Here is a 16,030-nt window from a genome sequence, read left to right on the forward strand (position 1 = left end):
GAATGAAGCCCATTTCCCGTGACCGGAACTTGACGGGATGCGCCGCCCTGTCGGTTAATCCATTTACAGAGAATGGGATGCCCGAAGGGGCCTAACCGAGAGAGTTCATGCCGCTACAAAAGCCCAAGCAGGGAGCCGCCACCGCCGATTGTAAGGCGGCGTTGGACGAGGCGAACCGCCATCTCGAACGCCTGAAATTGCTGTGGAAGCTGGTGACCAGCCGGGATTCGGTCGGCGACCCGATCGATGCCATGCTGGCCCTGGCCGTGGAGGCGCTGGGCATGGACATGGCGGCGGTCGGCAATTTCACCGACGTCTATACCGTCAACTACGTGTACGACAAGGCTGGAGCGATCAAGGCCGGCATGACCTTCCCGACCGGCGATACCCTGTGCCAGCACGTGCACGATGCCAAGGGCCCGGTCTTTGTCGAGGATCTGACCCGGCACCCGGCATTCAGCCACAGTCTGGCCGTTACCCAGGCCGGCCTGCGCGCCTATGCCGGCCTGCCGATCTGGGTGGGCGAGGGCGTGCACAGCGTGCTGGCCTTTTTCAGCAGGACGCCGTTCAAAGCGCCCTTCGGCGAGGCTGACATCGCCTTCATGGAGTTGCTCGCCGCCTGGCTGGGCAACTTTCTGTATCAACGCCAGCAACAGGAGCTGCTCGAACGCCTGGCCCTGACCGATCCCCTGACGGGCCTGCTCAACCGCCGTGCGGCCGAACGCCGGCTGACGGAGGAATTTGCCCGGGCCAAGCGGCACGATGAAGGCTTTGCCATTGCCTTGGTCGATCTCGATCACTTCAAGTCGATCAATGACCGCTATGGCCATGGCGTCGGCGATCAGGTCTTGCAGGGCATGGCCAAGCTGCTCGACAGCGAGAGTCGCAGCGAAGACTGGGTGGCGCGCTGGGGTGGCGAGGAATTCATGATCCTTCTGCGCAAGGCCGACATCAAAGAGGCGATGTATGTGCTGGAACGGATCGTGCAGAAGGTGCGCGAGACCCCGATCAAGACCAGCGTCGGCGACATCGTCATGACCGTGAGCGTGGGTATCGGCTATCCCGGCCGGGAGGATAGGGACATCCAGGTCGCCCTGGCCGAGGCCGACAGCTGTCTGTATCAGGCCAAGGTTCATGGCCGCGACCGGGTCGAGGTGCGCAGCCGGGTGGGTGGCATCCTTTGGATGGCGCAGGCGGTGAAGAATGCGGTGCGGGAGGAGCGCATCCAGCTGGCCAGCCAGCCCATCGTCGACCTGGCGACCGGCGAGGTCGTGGCCGACGAAGCCCTGGCGCGGCTGGTCATGCCCGACGGTGCCATGTTGCCGGCAGGGGAGTTTATTGAGACGGCCGAAGGCTTGGGCTTGATGGTGGAGATCGATCGCCAGATCACCCGTCAGGCCATGGCCCGCTGCACCAACCTCCTGGCCCAGGGCCAGAAACGGCCGAATTTCGCCCACTTCGTCAACCTGTCGCCGCAGTTTCTCGCCCGCAAGAACCTGGTGATGGAGACGCTGATGAATGCCCAGAGCTATTGCATGGCCTGTGGCGTCGAGATGCCCCAGGTCAAGCCCATCGTGTTCGAGATCACCGAGCGGCAGTTTCTGGGCAACCTCGACAGCCTGGAAGCCGACCTCCAGCCCTTGCTCGACTTCGGCTTCCGTCTGGCTCTGGATGACTTCGGCAGCGGCTATTCCTCTTTCCTCTACCTGGCCCGTTTACCCATCAGCTTCCTCAAGATCGAGGGCTGGATGGTGGCGAACATGCGCAAGGAGCGGAAGACCGCCGCGATCATCGAAAGTCTGGCCCGTTTCTGCCGGGACCAGGGCATCACCACGGTGGCAGAATGGGTCGAGGACGAGGAGACCGCCCGCCTGCTGCGGGAAATGGGGGTGGACTGGGCCCAGGGTTGGTATTATGGGCGGCCGGAATTGAGCTAGTTCATTGATATCGCTATCCCGGCGCTTTGCAAATGGGATAGAATTTTCAATGCTTATTAAAAAACCGATTTATTCGAGGCAACGACAATGAACAAAGGGATGCTGCTGCAAGACCCGTTCCTGAATGCCCTGCGCAAGGAAGAGGTGCAAGTGTCCATCTATCTGGTCAACGGCATCAAGTTGCAGGGCCAGATCGAGAGCTATGACCAGTATGTGGTGCTGCTGAAGAACGCGGTCACCCAGATGATTTACAAGCACGCCATCTCCACCGTGGTGCCTGCCCGCCCGGTCGTGCTCAACCAAGACAGCGCCGCCTGACCTGCTCTCGATGTTCGAACGCCCGGAGGCGGGCGGGACGGTCGTCCTGGTCAGCCTCGATTTCGGTAGTCCCGATTACCAAGACAGCCTCAACGAACTGGTTCTGCTGACCCGGAGCGCCGGGTTCAAGGTGGCTGCGGTCGTCGAAGGTCGGCGCAGCAAGCCCGATGCCGCCTTGTTCGCCGGTTCCGGCAAGGTCGAGGAAGTGGCCGCGGCCGTGCAAGAACACGGTGCCGGCCTGGTCATCTTCAATCACGAACTCTCCCCGATCCAGGAGCGCAACCTGGAGCGCGCCCTGCAGTGCCGGGTGCTCGACCGCACCGCCCTGATCCTGGACATCTTCGCCCAGCGCGCCCGCTCCGGCGAGGGCAAGCTGCAGGTGGAACTGGCCCAGCTCAAGCACTATGCCACCCGCCTGGTTCGCGGCTGGACCCACCTGGAGCGCCAGCGTGGCGGCATCGGCGTGCGCGGCGGCCCGGGCGAGAAACAGATCGAACTGGACCGGCGCATGCTGGCCAACCGCATCCGCACCATCGAGGCCAAGTTGAAAAAGCTCGAGCAGAGCCGGGCCATTCAGCGCCGTGCCCGGAACCGGGGCGGGGTGCTTTCGGTCTCTCTGGTGGGCTATACCAACGCAGGCAAATCCACCTTGTTCAATCGCCTTACCCGGGCCGGGACCTATGCCGCCGACCAGTTGTTCGCCACCCTGGACACCACCTCGCGCAAGTTGTGGCTGCCCGAGGTCGGTTCGGTCGTGCTGTCGGACACGGTCGGCTTCATCACCCAGTTGCCGCATGGCCTGGTGGCGGCCTTCCACGCCACACTGGAGGAGACCGCCAAGGCCGATCTGCTGCTGCACGTGATCGATTCGGCCAGCCCCAACCGTGACCGGCAGATCGAGGAGGTGAACAAGGTTTTGGCCGAGATCGGTGCCCAGGATGTGCCCCAGATCCTGGTCTACAACAAGTGTGATTTGACCGGTGCCGCGCCCGATTTGGTGCGGGATGAGTATGGTAAGATTGCTGCGGTTCGTCTGAGCGCCAGGACAGGCGAAGGCGTCGACTTGCTCAAGCAGGCGCTTGAGGCGTTTGCCCGGGCGAAACAACCCAAAACCGAGATTCAAACGGAACCCGTGACCGATGGCATGGAATGATCCCCAATGGGGGAAAGACAATAACCCCCGAGGCCGGGGTGACGGCGGCCCGCCTGATCTGGACGAGCTCTGGCGCAACTTCAACCGGCGACTGAACGGTCTGTTCAAACGCCGGGGCGGTTCCGGTGGTGGCGGCTTCGGCCAGGGTATGCCCAGTTTTCAATTGCCCGGTGTCGGCCTGATCGTCGGCATCGTCGTCGCCATCTGGCTGGCCAGCGGCTTCTATATCGTCGATGCCGGCGAGCGCGGCGTGGTGCTGCGCTTCGGTAAATACGTCGAAACCACCATGCCCGGCCCGCGCTGGCATCTGCCCTATCCGATCGAGACGGTCGAGGAGGTCAACGTCGACCAGGTGCGCACGGTCGAAGTCGGCTATCGCAACAACGTCAAATCCAAGGTCCAGGGTGAGTCGCTGATGCTGACCGACGACGAGAACATCATCGACCTGCAATTCTCCGTGCAGTACACCCTGAAGGATCCGGAAGACTACCTGTTCATGAACCGCAACCCGGACGAGGCCGTCATGCAGGCGGCGGAGACGGCCATGCGCGAGATCGTCGGCAAGAGCAAGATGGACTTCGTGCTCTACGAAGGACGCGCCGAGATCGCCGTGCGGGCGACCAAACTGATGCAGGAAATCCTCGACCGCTACCGGACCGGCATCAACGTGAGCAAGCTCAACATGCAGAATGCCCAGCCGCCCGAGCAGGTCCAGGCCGCCTTCGACGATGCGGTCAAGGCCGGCCAGGACCGCGAGCGCCTGAAGAACGAAGGCCAGGCCTACGCCAACGACGTGATCCCCAAGGCTCGCGGCGTCGCCGCCCGCCTGATCGAGGAGGCCGCGGGCTACAAGCAGCGGGTCGTTGCCAACGCGCAGGGCGATGCCGCCCGCTTCAGCCAGATCCTGGTCGAATACAGCAAGGCGCCGCAAGTCACCCGCGAGCGCCTATACCAGGACGCCATGCAGCAGATACTGTCGAGCACGACCAAGGTCGTGGTCGACGATAAGAGCGGCGGCAATCTGCTCTATCTGCCGCTGGATAAGCTGATGCAGCTGGCCACGCCCGGAGCGCCGGCCTTGCCTGATCCCATGGCGGCTGCCCCGGCAGCGCCAACTGCGGCACCGGCAGCGGCGCCGCAGGAAAACCTGTTCCGTTCGCGGGATGCCTTCCGCAGCCGCGAACGGGAGGAGCGGCCATGAAACCCGCCAATCTCTTCGTTGCCGTCATCGGCGCCATCTTGTTGCTGTCGCTGTCCATCTATACCGTGGACCAGCGTCAGGCGGCCATGGTCTTCCAGCTGGGCGAGATCGTCGGCATCAAGAAGGATCCTGGGCTCTACCTCAAGGTCCCGCTGGTGCAGAACGTCCGCTATTTCGACACCCGCATCCTGACCCTGGACGCGGTCGATCCGGAGCGCTTCATCACCTCGGAGAAGAAGAACGTCCTGGTCGACTACTTCGTCAAATGGCGCATCCAGGATGTCAACAAGTTCTACGTCAGCTTTGCCGGTGACGAGCGTCGCGGTGTCAACCGTTTGGCCCAGACCGTAAACGATGGCATGCGCGCCGAGTTCGGCAAACGCACCGTGCACGACGTGGTCTCCGGCGAACGTGACGACATCATGGAGGTCCTGCGCAAATCGGCCGACCAGGATGCCCGCCGCTTCGGCGTCCAGGTCATGGATGTCCGGATCAAGCGGGTCGATCTGCCGAGCGAGGTGAGCGAATCGGTCTATCGCCGGATGGAGGCCGAGCGCAAGCGGGTGGCCAACGAGCTGCGTTCGACCGGTGCGGCCGAGGCCGAGAAGATCCGGGCCGATGCCGACAAGCAGCGCGAGGTGATCATCGCCGAGGCCTACCGCGACGCCCAGCAAACCAAGGGCGAGGGCGACGCCAGGGCGGCGGCGATCTACGGCGCGGCCTATGGCAAGAACCCGGAGTTCTATGCCTTCTATCGCAGCATGGAATCCTACAAGGCCAGCTTCAAGGGCAAGCAGGATTTGATGATCCTGCAGCCGAACTCCGACTTCTTCCGCTATATGAAGTCGCCCCGCGGCAGCGGCAAGTAATGCCATGGCCGCTGTCGGGCAGGTGCGTGGCGCCGTGAACCTGGAAGACATGCTCTTGCCGGCACTTGCGCTGATGCTGCTGATCGAAGGCCTGTTGCCATTCCTATCACCCAGGACCTGGCGCGAGGCCTTCACCCGCATGACTCAACTCAACGACGGCCAGATCCGCTTCATGGGCCTGATCTCCATGCTGGCCGGTCTTTTGCTCCTGTTGCTGTTCCGATGAAAAACGCCTGGTTGCTGCCCGAATACGTCGAAGACGTCCTGCCGCCCTATGCCCTGGCGCTGGAAACCTTGCGCCGCCGCTTGCTCGATCTGTTCGCCAGCCATGGCTACGAGCTGGTGCAGCCGCCGCTGATCGAATACCTTGACTCCCTGCTGACCGGCGCGGCGCAGGACCTCGATCTTAAGACCTTCAAGGTGCTCGACAGCCTGTCCGGCAGGTTGCTCGGCGTGCGGGCCGACATCACCCCGCAGGCCGCCCGGATCGACGCCCATCTGCTCAACCGCCAGGGTGTGACCCGACTCTGCTATGCCGGCACGGTGCTGCATACCCGGCCCTCGGCCATGCTCAATTCGCGCGAGCCGTTCCAGGTCGGCGCCGAGCTGTTCGGCCATGCCGGCATCGAGGCCGACCGCGAGAGCCTGCAGCTGCTGACTGCCGCACTCAAGGCTGCCGGCCTGGATAGCGCCCGGGTCAGCCTCGGCCATGTCGGCCTGTTCCGCGCCCTGGCCCAGGCCGCCGGCGTTGCCGGCGATTTGGAGGCCGAACTGTTTGCCGCCTTGCAGCACAAGGATGCCCCGCAGATCGCGGCCTTGACTGCCAATCTGGAGTCGAAGCTGGCCGCCGCCTTCCGCCGTCTGCCCGAGCTGTACGGCGGGGTCGACATGCTCGCCGCTGCCCGGCGCGACCTGCCGGCGCTGCCTGGCGTTGCCGCGGCGCTGGACGATCTGGCGGCCCTGTTGTCGACCGCAGACGGCATCGCCCTCTCGGTCGATCTGGCGGATCTGCGCGGTTACGGTTATCACAACGGCGTGGTCTTTGCCGCCTATGTCGGCGGCCAGGCCGGCGCCATCGGCCAGGGCGGCCGCTATGACGGCGCCGGCGCCATCTTCGGCCGCAGCCGGCCGGCCACGGGCTTCAGCCTCGATTTACGCCAGGTTATCGACAGTCTGCCCGAGCCGGTCCTGCGGCCCGGCATTCTGGCGCCCTATGGCCAGGATCCCGGTCTACAATCGGCCGTTGCCAAACTGCGCGCCGTCGGCGAGCGGGTGGTGATCGAGTTGCCGGGCCAGGCGGCGCATCGGGCCGAGGCCGGTTGCGATCGGCAATTGGCGCTGCAAGGCGGCACCTGGCAAGTCATTCCCTTGTAACAACCTTATTGAAAAGCGGATAGCGACATGAAGAACGTAGTGGTCATCGGCACCCAGTGGGGCGACGAAGGCAAGGGCAAGATCGTCGACTGGCTGACCGACCGCGCCCAGGGCGTGGTGCGTTTCCAGGGCGGCCACAATGCCGGCCATACCCTGGTCATCGGCGGCAAGAAGACGGTGCTGCACCTGATTCCCTCCGGCATCCTGCGCGACAACGTGCGCTGCTACATCGGCAACGGCGTGGTCTGCTCGCCCGAGGCACTGATCGAAGAGGTGGAGATGCTCGAGGCCAACGGCATCGACGTCAAATCGCGCCTGATCATCTCCGAGGCCTGCCCGCTGATCCTGCCCCACCACGTTGCCCTCGACCATGCCCGCGAGGCGGCCAAGGGCGCCGGCAAGATCGGCACCACCGGCCGCGGCATCGGCCCGGCCTATGAGGACAAGGTGGCCCGCCGCGCCATCCGCATGCAGGACCTGTTCCACCGCGAGCGCTTTGCGGCCAAGCTGGGCGAGGTGCTGGACTACCACAACTACGTGCTCAAGCATTACTTCCAGTGGGAGCCGGTGAGCTTCCAGAAGACCCTGGACGACACCATGGCCCTGGCCGAGAAGATCAAGCCGATGATCGGCGATGTGCCACGCCAGCTGTACGAGGCGAACAAGCGGGGCGAGAACCTGCTGTTCGAGGGCGCCCAGGGCACCCTGCTCGACATCGACCACGGCACCTATCCCTTCGTCACCTCGAGCAACTGCACCGCCGGCGGCGCCGCCACCGGCACCGGCATGGGCCCGGGCGGCATGCACTACATTCTGGGCATTACCAAGGCCTACACCACCCGGGTCGGCTCAGGCCCGTTCCCGACCGAGCTATTCGACGACAACGGCCGCTGGCTGGCGGAGAAGGGCCACGAATTCGGTGCCACCACCGGCCGGCCGCGCCGTTGCGGCTGGTTCGACGCCGCCGCGCTCAAGCGCGCGATCCAGATCAACGGCGTCTCCGGTCTGTGCGTGACCAAGCTCGACGTGCTCGACGGCATGGAAACGGTGCGCATCTGCACCGGCTACAAGATCGACGGCGAGCTCTGCGACATCCTGCCGGTCGGCGCCGAGACCCTGGCCGATTGTCAGCCGGTCTACGAGGACTGGGCCGGCTGGAGCGACAGCACCGTGGGCGTGAAGCACTTCAAGGATCTGCCGGCCAAGGCCCAGGCCTATCTCAACCGCATGGAAGAGCTGTGCGGCGTGCCCATCGACATCATCTCCACCGGTCCCGACCGGGAGGAGACCATCGTCAAGCGCCATCCATTCGAGTGAGCAGCCTGCCGCAACAACCCTCTTCGCATGCCCGGCAAGCCGGGCGCAGAGGGGGTGTTGTCGCAATTTGCGGGGGATGGGGTGCGGAAAAAGAAAAAGCCGGCTTGCGCCGGCTTTTCTCTTTACTACTATTTGGTGCCCAGAAGAGGACTCGAACCTCCACACCGTTGCCGGCGCTAGGACCTGAACCTAGTGCGTCTACCAATTCCGCCATCTGGGCAAAGAGGCGCGAATTCTAACGATTGGACTGAATCTTTGTCAACGAAAAAAACTGCAAAATCTCATCGCGGCGCAGGCAAGGGTCTGCGCTGGCAGGATCCCTTCCTCAAGCGGGAGCAGGAGAAATACGGCCAGCCGCTGCCCAGCCGCGAATTCATCCTGCAACTGGTGGAGGAGGCGGGCGAGCCGGTGCCGATGGAAGATCTGGCCTTCCGCCTGGGGCTGGAGCCGGAGGAATACGACCCCTTCCGCAACCGTCTTGGCGCCATGCAGCGCGATGCCCAGCTGGTGATCAACCGCAGGGGCCTGATCTGCCTGCCGGACAAGATCGAGCTCAAGGCCGGCCGGGTCGAGGGCCACCCCGACGGCTACGGCTTCTTCGTGCCGGACGATCGTTCCGGCGACATGTTCATCTCCGAGCGCGAGATGCACCAGGTGCTGCACGGCGACCGGGTGATGGTGCGCGAATCCGGCACCGACCGGCGCGGGCGCAAGGAAGGCAAGATCGTCGAGGTGCTGCAGCGGGCCAATGTCCACGTAGTGGGCCGCTTCTACCGGGAACACGGCCATCAGTGGGTGCGGGCGGAGAACCCCAAGATCAACCAGGACATCGTGGTCATCGCCGGCGAGGAGATGCAGGCCAAACAGGGCCAGGTGGTCACGGTGGAGGTGGTCGAGCAGCCGACCAAGCACAGCCCGCCCATGGGCCGCATCATCGAGGTGTTGGGCAACTATGCCGATCCCGGCATGGAGATCGAGATCGCCTTGCGCAAGCACGAGCTGCCGTTCGAGTTTTCCAAGGCAACCCTGGCCCAGGCGCGCAAACTGCCCAAGGGGGTGTCGCAGACCGATCTCGGGGCCGGGCGCGAGGACGTGCGCCATCTGCCGTTGGTCACCATCGACGGCGAGGACGCGCGCGACTTCGACGATGCGGTCTATTGCGAAGCGCTCGGCCGCGGTGGCTACAAGCTCTATGTCGCCATCGCCGACGTTTCGCATTACGTGCGGCCGGGCGAGCCGCTCGACCGCGATGCCTACGAGCGCGGCACCTCGGTCTATTTCCCGCGCCGGGTGATCCCGATGCTGCCGGAGGAGTTGTCCAACGGCCTGTGCTCGCTCAATCCCCAGGTCGACCGTCTGTGCATGATGTGCGAGATGGAGATCAGCACGGCCGGCAACATCAAGCAGTATCGGTTCTACCCGGCGGTGATGCACTCCAAGGCCCGGCTCACCTACAACCTGGTCTGGAGCTGGCTCTCGGGCGAGGCCGCGCCGAGCAAGGAACAGGCCTGGCTGCTGCCGCACCTGCAGGATCTGTACAAGCTGTTCAAGACCCTGCTCAAGGCGCGCTGGGTGCGCGGCGCCATTGACTTCGAGACGGTCGAGACCAAGATGGTGTTCGACGCGCAAGGTAAGATCGCCAATATCGTGCCGACCACGCGCAACGACGCGCACCGGGTGATCGAGGAGTGCATGCTGGCGGCCAACGTCTGTGCCTCCGACTTCCTGCAAAGCCGCAAGCACCCGGCGCTCTACCGCGTGCACGAAGGACCGACGCCGGAGAAGCTCAAGGCCTTGCGCGAATTCCTGGCCGAGTTCGGGTTCTCCCTGGGCGGCGGCGACGAACCGCACGCCAAGGATTACGCCGAGCTGCTCAACCGGATCAAGGGCCGACCCGACGAGCAGTTGTTGCAGACGGTGATGCTGCGTTCGCTCAAGCAGGCCATGTACAGCCCGGACAATGTCGGCCACTTCGGCCTGGCCTACGAGTCCTATACCCATTTCACCTCGCCCATTCGCCGCTACCCCGATCTTTTGGTGCACCGGGCGATCAAGGCCTGCCTCAACAACGAGCACTACCAGCCGGGCAATTGGGAGGCCATCGGCCTGCACTGCTCGACCACCGAACGCCGGGCCGACGAGGCCAGCCGCGACGTGGTGAACTGGCTCAAGTGCTACTACATGCAGGACCGCATCGGCGAGGAATACGACGGCGTGATCTCCGGCGTTACCGGCTTCGGCATCTTCGTCGCTCTGAACGACGTCTTCGTCGAGGGTCTGGTCCACGTCTCCGACCTCGGGCAAGACTACTTCCACTTCGACCAGGCCCGCCACCAGATGCTGGGCGAGCGCACCAGCAAGCGCTACCGCCTGGGCGATGCCGTGCGCATCCGGGTGATCCGGGTCGACCTCGACTCGGCCAAGATCGATTTCACCCTGGTGCAGGAGACGCGCGCGGCCAGGGCCACAGAGGCCAAGCCGGAGGCCGCCGAGTCCGCGCCGGCCAAAGCAAAGCCGAAGAAGGCCGCCAAGCCGGCAGCAAAGGCCAAGGCGCCAGCCGATAAAAAATCCTCGGCCGCCAAAAAGCCCGCGGCCGCGAAGCCGTCGGCGGCCGGCAAGAAATCGGGTAAGGCAAAATGAGCGGGCGTACCCAGATATACGGTTTTCATGCCATCCTCGCCCGTCTGCGCCATCACCCCGAGGGCATCCACGTCATCTACCTCGACCAGAGTCGGCGCGACAAGCGGGCGCGCGACCTGATCAAGGCAGCCGAGGAGCGCCAGGTCAAGCTGGTTGCGGTCGAGGCCGCGCGGATCGACGAGATGGCCAAGGGCGGCCGCTCCCAGGGGGTGGTGGCCCAGGTCGATCCGGTGCGGCTGGCCAGCCATCTGGACGACGTGCTGGAGGCGTTGACCGAGCCGGCCCTGCTGCTGGTGCTCGACGGCGTCACCGATCCCCACAACCTGGGTGCCTGCCTGCGCTCGGCCGATGCCTTCGGCGCCCACGCCGTGCTGGCGCCCAAGGACCGCGCCGCCGGCCTCAACGCCACGGCGGTCAAGGCGGCGAGCGGGGCGGCCGAGAGCGTGCCCTACATCACCGTGACCAACCTGGCTCGTACCCTGCGTGAGCTGAAAGCGCGGGATATCCTGGTGGTCGGCGCCGATGCCGAAGGCGCGGCGACCATGAACGAGGTCGATTTCAAGGGCGCTGTGGCCCTGGTGCTGGGGGCGGAGGGCGAGGGCCTGCGCCGGCTCACCCGAGAGAACTGCGATGTCCTGGCCCGCATCCCCATGTTCGGCCAGGTCGAAAGCCTCAACGTCTCGGTCTCGGCCGGCGTCTGTCTGTACGAGGCGCGACGCCAGAGGACCTGATGACCATGGATACGCGCGAGGCCTGGTCCCTGATCAACGGCGCCGAGCTGCTGCACGGCCGGACCGAGATCGAGCTGACCCTCGATCGCCTGGCCGGCCAGATCACCGCTGCCCTGGCCGACGAGTGCCCGCTGGTGCTGTGCATCATGGGCGGCGGCGTGGTTTTCGCCGGCGAACTGCTGCCGCGCCTGGGTTTTCCCCTGGAATTCGACTACCTGCATGCCACCCGCTATCGCGGCGGCCTGTGCGGCGGTGAGATCGAATGGGCGGTGCTGCCGCGCACCCCGGTCGCCGGTCGGGTTGTGCTGGTGCTGGATGACATCCTGGACGAGGGCCATACCCTGGCCGCGACCAAGGCCAAGCTCCTGGAAATGGGCGCGGCGCGGGTCGAGATCGCCGTCCTGACCGAAAAGCTGCTGGATCACGACAAGCCGGTGGCGCCGGACTATGTCGGCCTGCGCCTGCCCAATCGTTTTGTCTTTGGCATGGGCATGGACGTCCACGGCATGTGGCGCAACCTGCCCGCGATCTACGCCATGAAGGAGAAGGACTAATGCTCGCAATCATCGGTGGCACCGGCCTGACCAAGCTGTCGGGCATGAATATCACCCACCGCCAGGTCATTCGCACGCCTTATGGCGAGCCCTCGGGTGCGCTGACCTTCGGCGACCTTGACGGCCACAAGGTGATCTTCCTCGCCCGTCACGGCTATGGCCACACCATCCCGCCCCATCTGGTGAATTACCGGGCCAACCTCTGGGCCCTGCATTGCCAGGGGGTCACCCATGTCGCCTCGGTGGCGACGGTGGGCGGTATCCACCCCGATCTGCGCCCTGGCCGGCTGGTGGTGCCGGACCAGATCATTGACTACACCCACGGCCGGGAGACCACCTTCTCGGTGCCGGGCGAGCAGCCGGTCACCCATATCGACTTCACCTGGCCCTATTGCCCGGACATGCGCGCGCGCTGCATTTCCGTTCTCAAGCGATTGAACGAGGACTTCATCGACGGCGGTACCTATGCCGCGGTACAGGGCCCGCGTCTGGAGACCAAGGCCGAGATCGATCGCCTGGAGCGCGACGGCGCCCACATGGTCGGCATGACCGGCATGCCCGAGGCCGCCCTGGCCCGAGAGATCGGCCTTTGCTATGCCGCCATCGGGGTGTCCGCCAACTGGGCGGCCGGCCGCGGCGACAGCGCCGGCGGCATCTCGCCCGAGACGATCGAGGCCAACTTGGCGGCCGTCATGGGCCGGGTGCGCAACGTGCTCAAGGGCTTGGCCTGTATGAGCTACGGCGAGACCGTGCCGCCGGTACCGGACGGGGTTTGTTCCGTTTAATAACTATTTGTTTATAAAGATAAAATATTTTCTGCGCCTGGTCTAAAGTTTTCCTGGGCGGCTCCGATAAATGAGCTGACGGCGTCTCTTCCGGTATTGGGAGGGGTGCTGTTTCAGTCCTTTTATCCCATAGGGGAAGAATCCCCTGATCCACCTTAGAAAAGGAGCTTGTCATGGGCGTAGGTGATATTTCTCTGACCGCTGCAATGCGGTCTAACCTCGCAAGTCTGCAACAAACCTCAACCTTTATGGCGCGTACCCAGGAGCGTCTGTCGACCTTCAAGAAGGTGAACAGCGCTCTGGACAACCCGGGCAGCTACTTTACTGCCCGGGCCAACAATCAGCGTGCTGATCTGTTGAACGGCTTGAAGGACAACATCGGTCAGGCCATTCAGACCATCAAGTCGGCGGACAACACTGTGAAGGGTATCACTACCCTGATCGAAAACCTTCGGGCCCAGATCAACAGTGCCCGGACGGCGCGTACCCAGACCGGCTCCGCCGCATTGATGCGCGGTGTCGCTTCCGGTATGGCTCAGCTGTACAAGCAGATCGACAACCTGCGTCGTGATGCTGGCTACAACGGTGTCTCCCTGCTGTCCAGCGGCGTGGCGATGAAGATCAACTTCAACGAAAATGCCACCACCAGCCTGAAGTTCTCTGGCTTTGCCGGTACTCTGAGCGGCCTGGGCCTCATCACCAGCGGCGCCTCCATGGGCACTGGCAACCAGGTTGTCAGTGGTGCAACTGCCGGTGAGATCGCCACTGCGCTTTACACCGAGTTCAAGGTTGGCTATGTGGACGTCGACGGTACGACCAAGACTGCCACGATCAACTTCAGCTCTGCCACCTTCACCGGTACTGCGGGCGATACCCGCCTGGAGCGTCTGGAGAGTTCGCTGAACCTGGCTTTGAGCCGGCTGCAGAAGGAATCGTCTACGCTGGCCGCCAACCTGAGCATCTTGACCGCCCGTGAGACCTTCATCACGGATACGGTCAATACTCTGGTCGAGGGTGCCAACAAGCTGACTGCGGCTGATACCAACGAGGAAGGCGCGAACATGCTGCTCTTGCAGACCCGCCAGTCTCTGGGTGTCACCTCCTTGAGCTTGGCCTCTCAGTCGGCGCAGTCGATTCTGAGGTTGTTCTAAACAACGCATAGGTAGTTTGATGCGTGACGGGTGAAATCCAGCAATGGGTTTCACCCGGTTTTGCCTAGGAGTAGGCCATGGCTAACTCCCAAGTGAATGCCCTAGATAGCAGTTACACCTCTTATATCAGTTCGGCGCCTGCCGGGCAGTCCAACTCGCCGCGCCAGGGGCATGTTGTGCCAGAAGCGGCCAACGGGTCGCAGCCTGTCGGCTCCAGCCAGGTAAACATCAGCCAGGAGGCGCGTGATCGTCTGCAGGGCGAGGCATCCGCCCGCGATGTGAAGACCGCGATCGGCCAGCGCCTGAGCCAGATGAAAGAGGCCCTGACCGAGATCGTGAAGCAATATCCGCCCTATTCGGTCGAAGACCGTCGCCGTGTGGCGTACTTGCAGCTTTTCAGCGGCCTGAGGAAAGAGATCGAGGCGCTGACTGCTCCCCTTGGCCAGAGTGTGGAACAATCGGCCAAGGCCGCGGCTCAAGTGCCCGTTCTGGATCCGGTCAAGGCCAGCGACCAGGAGGTCGTGGCGGCGGTGCGTTCGGTTGAGCAGGCCCTGAGGGCGGCTTGACCTTAAGTCTTCTATCGGCCCGGACACATGGGTAGCCTGGGTCGATAGGCTGTTTATTGCCACCGATTGCGGTGTGTGTCTGCATCATCAGGCCTACCGGCAAAAATTGCCGGCAAGCCATCAGAATTTGCCTTTCCTTTTCCCTGTTCAAATCAAATTTGGCCCGCTGGGGGTGTCGGTGCCGCTCGGTGCCGCCATGCCCGGCAACGCCGGCCAATCGGAAGTCGGTAATTTCCCGAATTCATAGGCCGCTCGGCCAAAAAGGGTAATTTCCCCTGTCCGGGCGGCTTGTTCGGGCGAGGGGCTGGCACGTCCCCCCGTTATGGGCAAAAAAGTATCTGGCACACAGCTTGCTTTTACCTGGTCGCAATCAATGGGTCGTGTCCCGGAGGGGCGCGTTAGGCCAAGAACTGGTATGGCTGGATCTTGTGAAAGGAGTCCAAGATGGGTGTCGGTGATATTGCCCTGACCACAGCAATGCGGTCGAATTTGGTGAGCTTGCAGCAAACCACGGAGTTGATGGGGCGGACCCAGCAGCGCTTGTCGACGGGAAATCGAGTGAATACCGCACTGGATAACCCAGCCAACTACTTTATCGCCCGGGCGAATAACCAGCGCGCGGATCTTCTGAATGGCCTCAAGGACAACATCGGTCAGGCCATCCAGACGATCAAACAGACGGACAATACCGTCAAGAGCATCACGACCCTGATCGAAAACCTGCGGGCACAGATCGCGACAGCCCGTACGGCGCGGACCCAAGTCGGCTCCGCAGCGCTGATGCGTGGTATCGCCAGTGGCATGGCCAATATCTACAAGCAGATCGACAATCTGCGGCTCGATTCGACCTATAACGGCATCAGCCTGATGTCGAGTGGCGTGGCGATGAAAATCAACTTCAACGAGAACGCCACCACATTCCTGAAGTTCAGTGGCTTCGCCGGTACGCTGAGCGGTCTGGGGCTGATAACAAGCGGAAACGGCTTGGGTACGGCGAACGGCGTAATCAGCGGTAGAACTGCTGGGCAGATTGCAACCGTAATCTATACGGGTGGATTCGATGTCGCCTATGTCAACAGTGCGGGCGGAATTAGCTCGCAGTCCGTCAACTTCAGTTCGGCGACCATGACAGGTACCGCAGGCGATATTCGTTTCGAGCGAATGGAGAGTTCGCTGAACATCGCTCTGGCCAAGTTGCAGAAGGAATCGACCACATTGGCGGCCAATCTGAGCATTCTGACCACGCGCCAGGTCTACATTACCGATACGGTCAATACCCTGACCGAGGGTGCGACCAAGCTGACGGTGGCCGATACCAACGAGGAAGGCGCGAACATGCTGCTCTTGCAGACGCGCCAGTCCCTGGGCGTCACCTCCCTGAGCCTGGCTTCCCAGTCGGCCCAGTCCATCCTGAGGCTGTTCGGCTAAGGGCAG

At 63.4% G+C, this 16,030-nt stretch carries 15 protein-coding genes and 1 tRNA gene; 15 read left to right on the forward strand and 1 reads right to left on the reverse strand.

Annotated elements, in window-relative coordinates; all coding sequences use genetic code 11:
- Window positions 1-107: 107 nt before the first annotated feature.
- The 8 genes from EL388_RS05195 to EL388_RS05230 all read left to right on the forward strand — a co-directional run bounded on the left by EL388_RS05195 (window position 108) and on the right by EL388_RS05230 (window position 8,169).
- Window positions 108-1,937, forward strand: a complete 1,830-nt coding sequence (locus tag EL388_RS05195) for an EAL domain-containing protein (protein ID WP_126460634.1) — start codon at window positions 108-110, stop codon at window positions 1,935-1,937.
- A gap of 87 nt (window positions 1,938-2,024) precedes the next feature.
- On the forward strand, window positions 2,025-2,255 hold the full coding sequence (gene hfq / locus EL388_RS05200; RefSeq protein ID WP_126460637.1) for an RNA chaperone Hfq: 231 nt from the start codon (window positions 2,025-2,027) through the stop codon (window positions 2,253-2,255).
- Between the two features lie 10 nt (window positions 2,256-2,265).
- Entirely contained in the window at window positions 2,266-3,408 is a 1,143-nt protein-coding gene (gene hflX, locus EL388_RS05205; RefSeq protein ID WP_126460640.1) for a GTPase HflX, read from the forward strand.
- Window positions 3,395-4,609 (forward strand): FtsH protease activity modulator HflK, encoded by a 1,215-nt coding sequence (gene hflK / locus EL388_RS05210; protein ID WP_126460643.1) that lies wholly within the window; start codon window positions 3,395-3,397, stop codon window positions 4,607-4,609. Before hflX ends, hflK begins: the two co-directional genes overlap by 14 nt.
- The gene (hflC, locus tag EL388_RS05215; RefSeq protein WP_126460646.1) at window positions 4,606-5,478 is read left to right on the forward strand and encodes a protease modulator HflC; all 873 of its coding nucleotides are present in this window, start codon (window positions 4,606-4,608) and stop codon (window positions 5,476-5,478) included. Before hflK ends, hflC begins: the two co-directional genes overlap by 4 nt.
- A 4-nt stretch (window positions 5,479-5,482) precedes the next feature.
- On the forward strand, window positions 5,483-5,704 hold the full coding sequence (locus tag EL388_RS05220) for a DUF2065 domain-containing protein (protein WP_420856653.1): 222 nt from the start codon (window positions 5,483-5,485) through the stop codon (window positions 5,702-5,704).
- A complete protein-coding gene (locus tag EL388_RS05225; protein WP_126460649.1) occupies window positions 5,701-6,852 on the forward strand; it encodes an ATP phosphoribosyltransferase regulatory subunit in 1,152 nt (383 codons plus the stop codon). The genes EL388_RS05220 and EL388_RS05225 overlap by 4 nt, the downstream gene beginning before the upstream one ends.
- A 27-nt stretch (window positions 6,853-6,879) precedes the next feature.
- Complete coding sequence (locus EL388_RS05230; RefSeq protein WP_126460652.1) at window positions 6,880-8,169, forward strand: adenylosuccinate synthase; 1,290 nt, start codon at window positions 6,880-6,882, stop codon at window positions 8,167-8,169.
- Window positions 8,170-8,302: 133 nt separating this feature from the next.
- On the opposite strand, the gene EL388_RS05235 is transcribed toward EL388_RS05230, so the two are convergent.
- Window positions 8,303-8,389 (reverse strand) — tRNA-Leu (locus EL388_RS05235).
- A gap of 35 nt (window positions 8,390-8,424) precedes the next feature.
- Between EL388_RS05235 and rnr the strand changes: the two genes are divergently transcribed.
- The 7 genes from rnr (at window position 8,425) to EL388_RS05270 (ending at window position 16,024) form a co-directional block, all read left to right on the forward strand.
- The gene (gene rnr, locus EL388_RS05240) at window positions 8,425-10,809 is read left to right on the forward strand and encodes a ribonuclease R (protein WP_126460655.1); all 2,385 of its coding nucleotides are present in this window, start codon (window positions 8,425-8,427) and stop codon (window positions 10,807-10,809) included.
- A complete protein-coding gene (rlmB, locus tag EL388_RS05245; RefSeq protein ID WP_126460658.1) occupies window positions 10,806-11,540 on the forward strand; it encodes a 23S rRNA (guanosine(2251)-2'-O)-methyltransferase RlmB in 735 nt (244 codons plus the stop codon). The genes rnr and rlmB overlap by 4 nt, the downstream gene beginning before the upstream one ends.
- A gap of 5 nt (window positions 11,541-11,545) precedes the next feature.
- The gene (locus EL388_RS05250; RefSeq protein ID WP_126464011.1) at window positions 11,546-12,094 is read left to right on the forward strand and encodes a hypoxanthine-guanine phosphoribosyltransferase; all 549 of its coding nucleotides are present in this window, start codon (window positions 11,546-11,548) and stop codon (window positions 12,092-12,094) included.
- Window positions 12,094-12,879, forward strand: a complete 786-nt coding sequence (locus EL388_RS05255; RefSeq protein ID WP_126460661.1) for an S-methyl-5'-thioinosine phosphorylase — start codon at window positions 12,094-12,096, stop codon at window positions 12,877-12,879. The genes EL388_RS05250 and EL388_RS05255 overlap by 1 nt, the downstream gene beginning before the upstream one ends.
- Before the next feature lie 173 nt (window positions 12,880-13,052).
- A complete protein-coding gene (locus tag EL388_RS05260; RefSeq protein ID WP_126460664.1) occupies window positions 13,053-14,030 on the forward strand; it encodes a flagellin in 978 nt (325 codons plus the stop codon).
- A gap of 77 nt (window positions 14,031-14,107) precedes the next feature.
- Window positions 14,108-14,596 carry a hypothetical protein gene (locus EL388_RS05265; protein ID WP_126460667.1) on the forward strand — a complete coding sequence of 163 codons (489 nt, stop codon included), beginning with the start codon at window positions 14,108-14,110 and terminating at the stop codon, window positions 14,594-14,596.
- A 444-nt stretch (window positions 14,597-15,040) separates the two neighbouring features.
- Window positions 15,041-16,024 (forward strand): flagellin, encoded by a 984-nt coding sequence (locus EL388_RS05270; protein WP_126460670.1) that lies wholly within the window; start codon window positions 15,041-15,043, stop codon window positions 16,022-16,024.
- Window positions 16,025-16,030: the final 6 nt, after the last annotated feature.

It is taken from the genome of Sulfuritortus calidifontis (assembly GCF_003967275.1).
In the GTDB taxonomy this organism is placed as follows: Bacteria; Pseudomonadota; Gammaproteobacteria; order Burkholderiales; family Thiobacillaceae; genus Sulfuritortus; species Sulfuritortus calidifontis.

Coding starts and splice junctions, on each gene's coding strand:
- hflX (WP_126460640.1), top strand. CDS start 2,266: ATGTTCGAACGCCCGGAGGCGGGCGGGACGGTCGTCCTGGTCAGCCTC.
- EL388_RS05265 (WP_126460667.1), top strand. CDS start 14,108: ATGGCTAACTCCCAAGTGAATGCCCTAGATAGCAGTTACACCTCTTAT.
- EL388_RS05225 (WP_126460649.1), top strand. CDS start 5,701: ATGAAAAACGCCTGGTTGCTGCCCGAATACGTCGAAGACGTCCTGCCG.
- hflK (WP_126460643.1), top strand. CDS start 3,395: ATGGCATGGAATGATCCCCAATGGGGGAAAGACAATAACCCCCGAGGC.
- rlmB (WP_126460658.1), top strand. CDS start 10,806: ATGAGCGGGCGTACCCAGATATACGGTTTTCATGCCATCCTCGCCCGT.
- EL388_RS05270 (WP_126460670.1), top strand. CDS start 15,041: ATGGGTGTCGGTGATATTGCCCTGACCACAGCAATGCGGTCGAATTTG.
- hflC (WP_126460646.1), top strand. CDS start 4,606: ATGAAACCCGCCAATCTCTTCGTTGCCGTCATCGGCGCCATCTTGTTG.
- EL388_RS05250 (WP_126464011.1), top strand. CDS start 11,546: ATGGATACGCGCGAGGCCTGGTCCCTGATCAACGGCGCCGAGCTGCTG.
- EL388_RS05230 (WP_126460652.1), top strand. CDS start 6,880: ATGAAGAACGTAGTGGTCATCGGCACCCAGTGGGGCGACGAAGGCAAG.
- EL388_RS05255 (WP_126460661.1), top strand. CDS start 12,094: ATGCTCGCAATCATCGGTGGCACCGGCCTGACCAAGCTGTCGGGCATG.
- hfq (WP_126460637.1), top strand. CDS start 2,025: ATGAACAAAGGGATGCTGCTGCAAGACCCGTTCCTGAATGCCCTGCGC.
- EL388_RS05220 (WP_420856653.1), top strand. CDS start 5,483: ATGGCCGCTGTCGGGCAGGTGCGTGGCGCCGTGAACCTGGAAGACATG.
- EL388_RS05260 (WP_126460664.1), top strand. CDS start 13,053: ATGGGCGTAGGTGATATTTCTCTGACCGCTGCAATGCGGTCTAACCTC.
- EL388_RS05195 (WP_126460634.1), top strand. CDS start 108: ATGCCGCTACAAAAGCCCAAGCAGGGAGCCGCCACCGCCGATTGTAAG.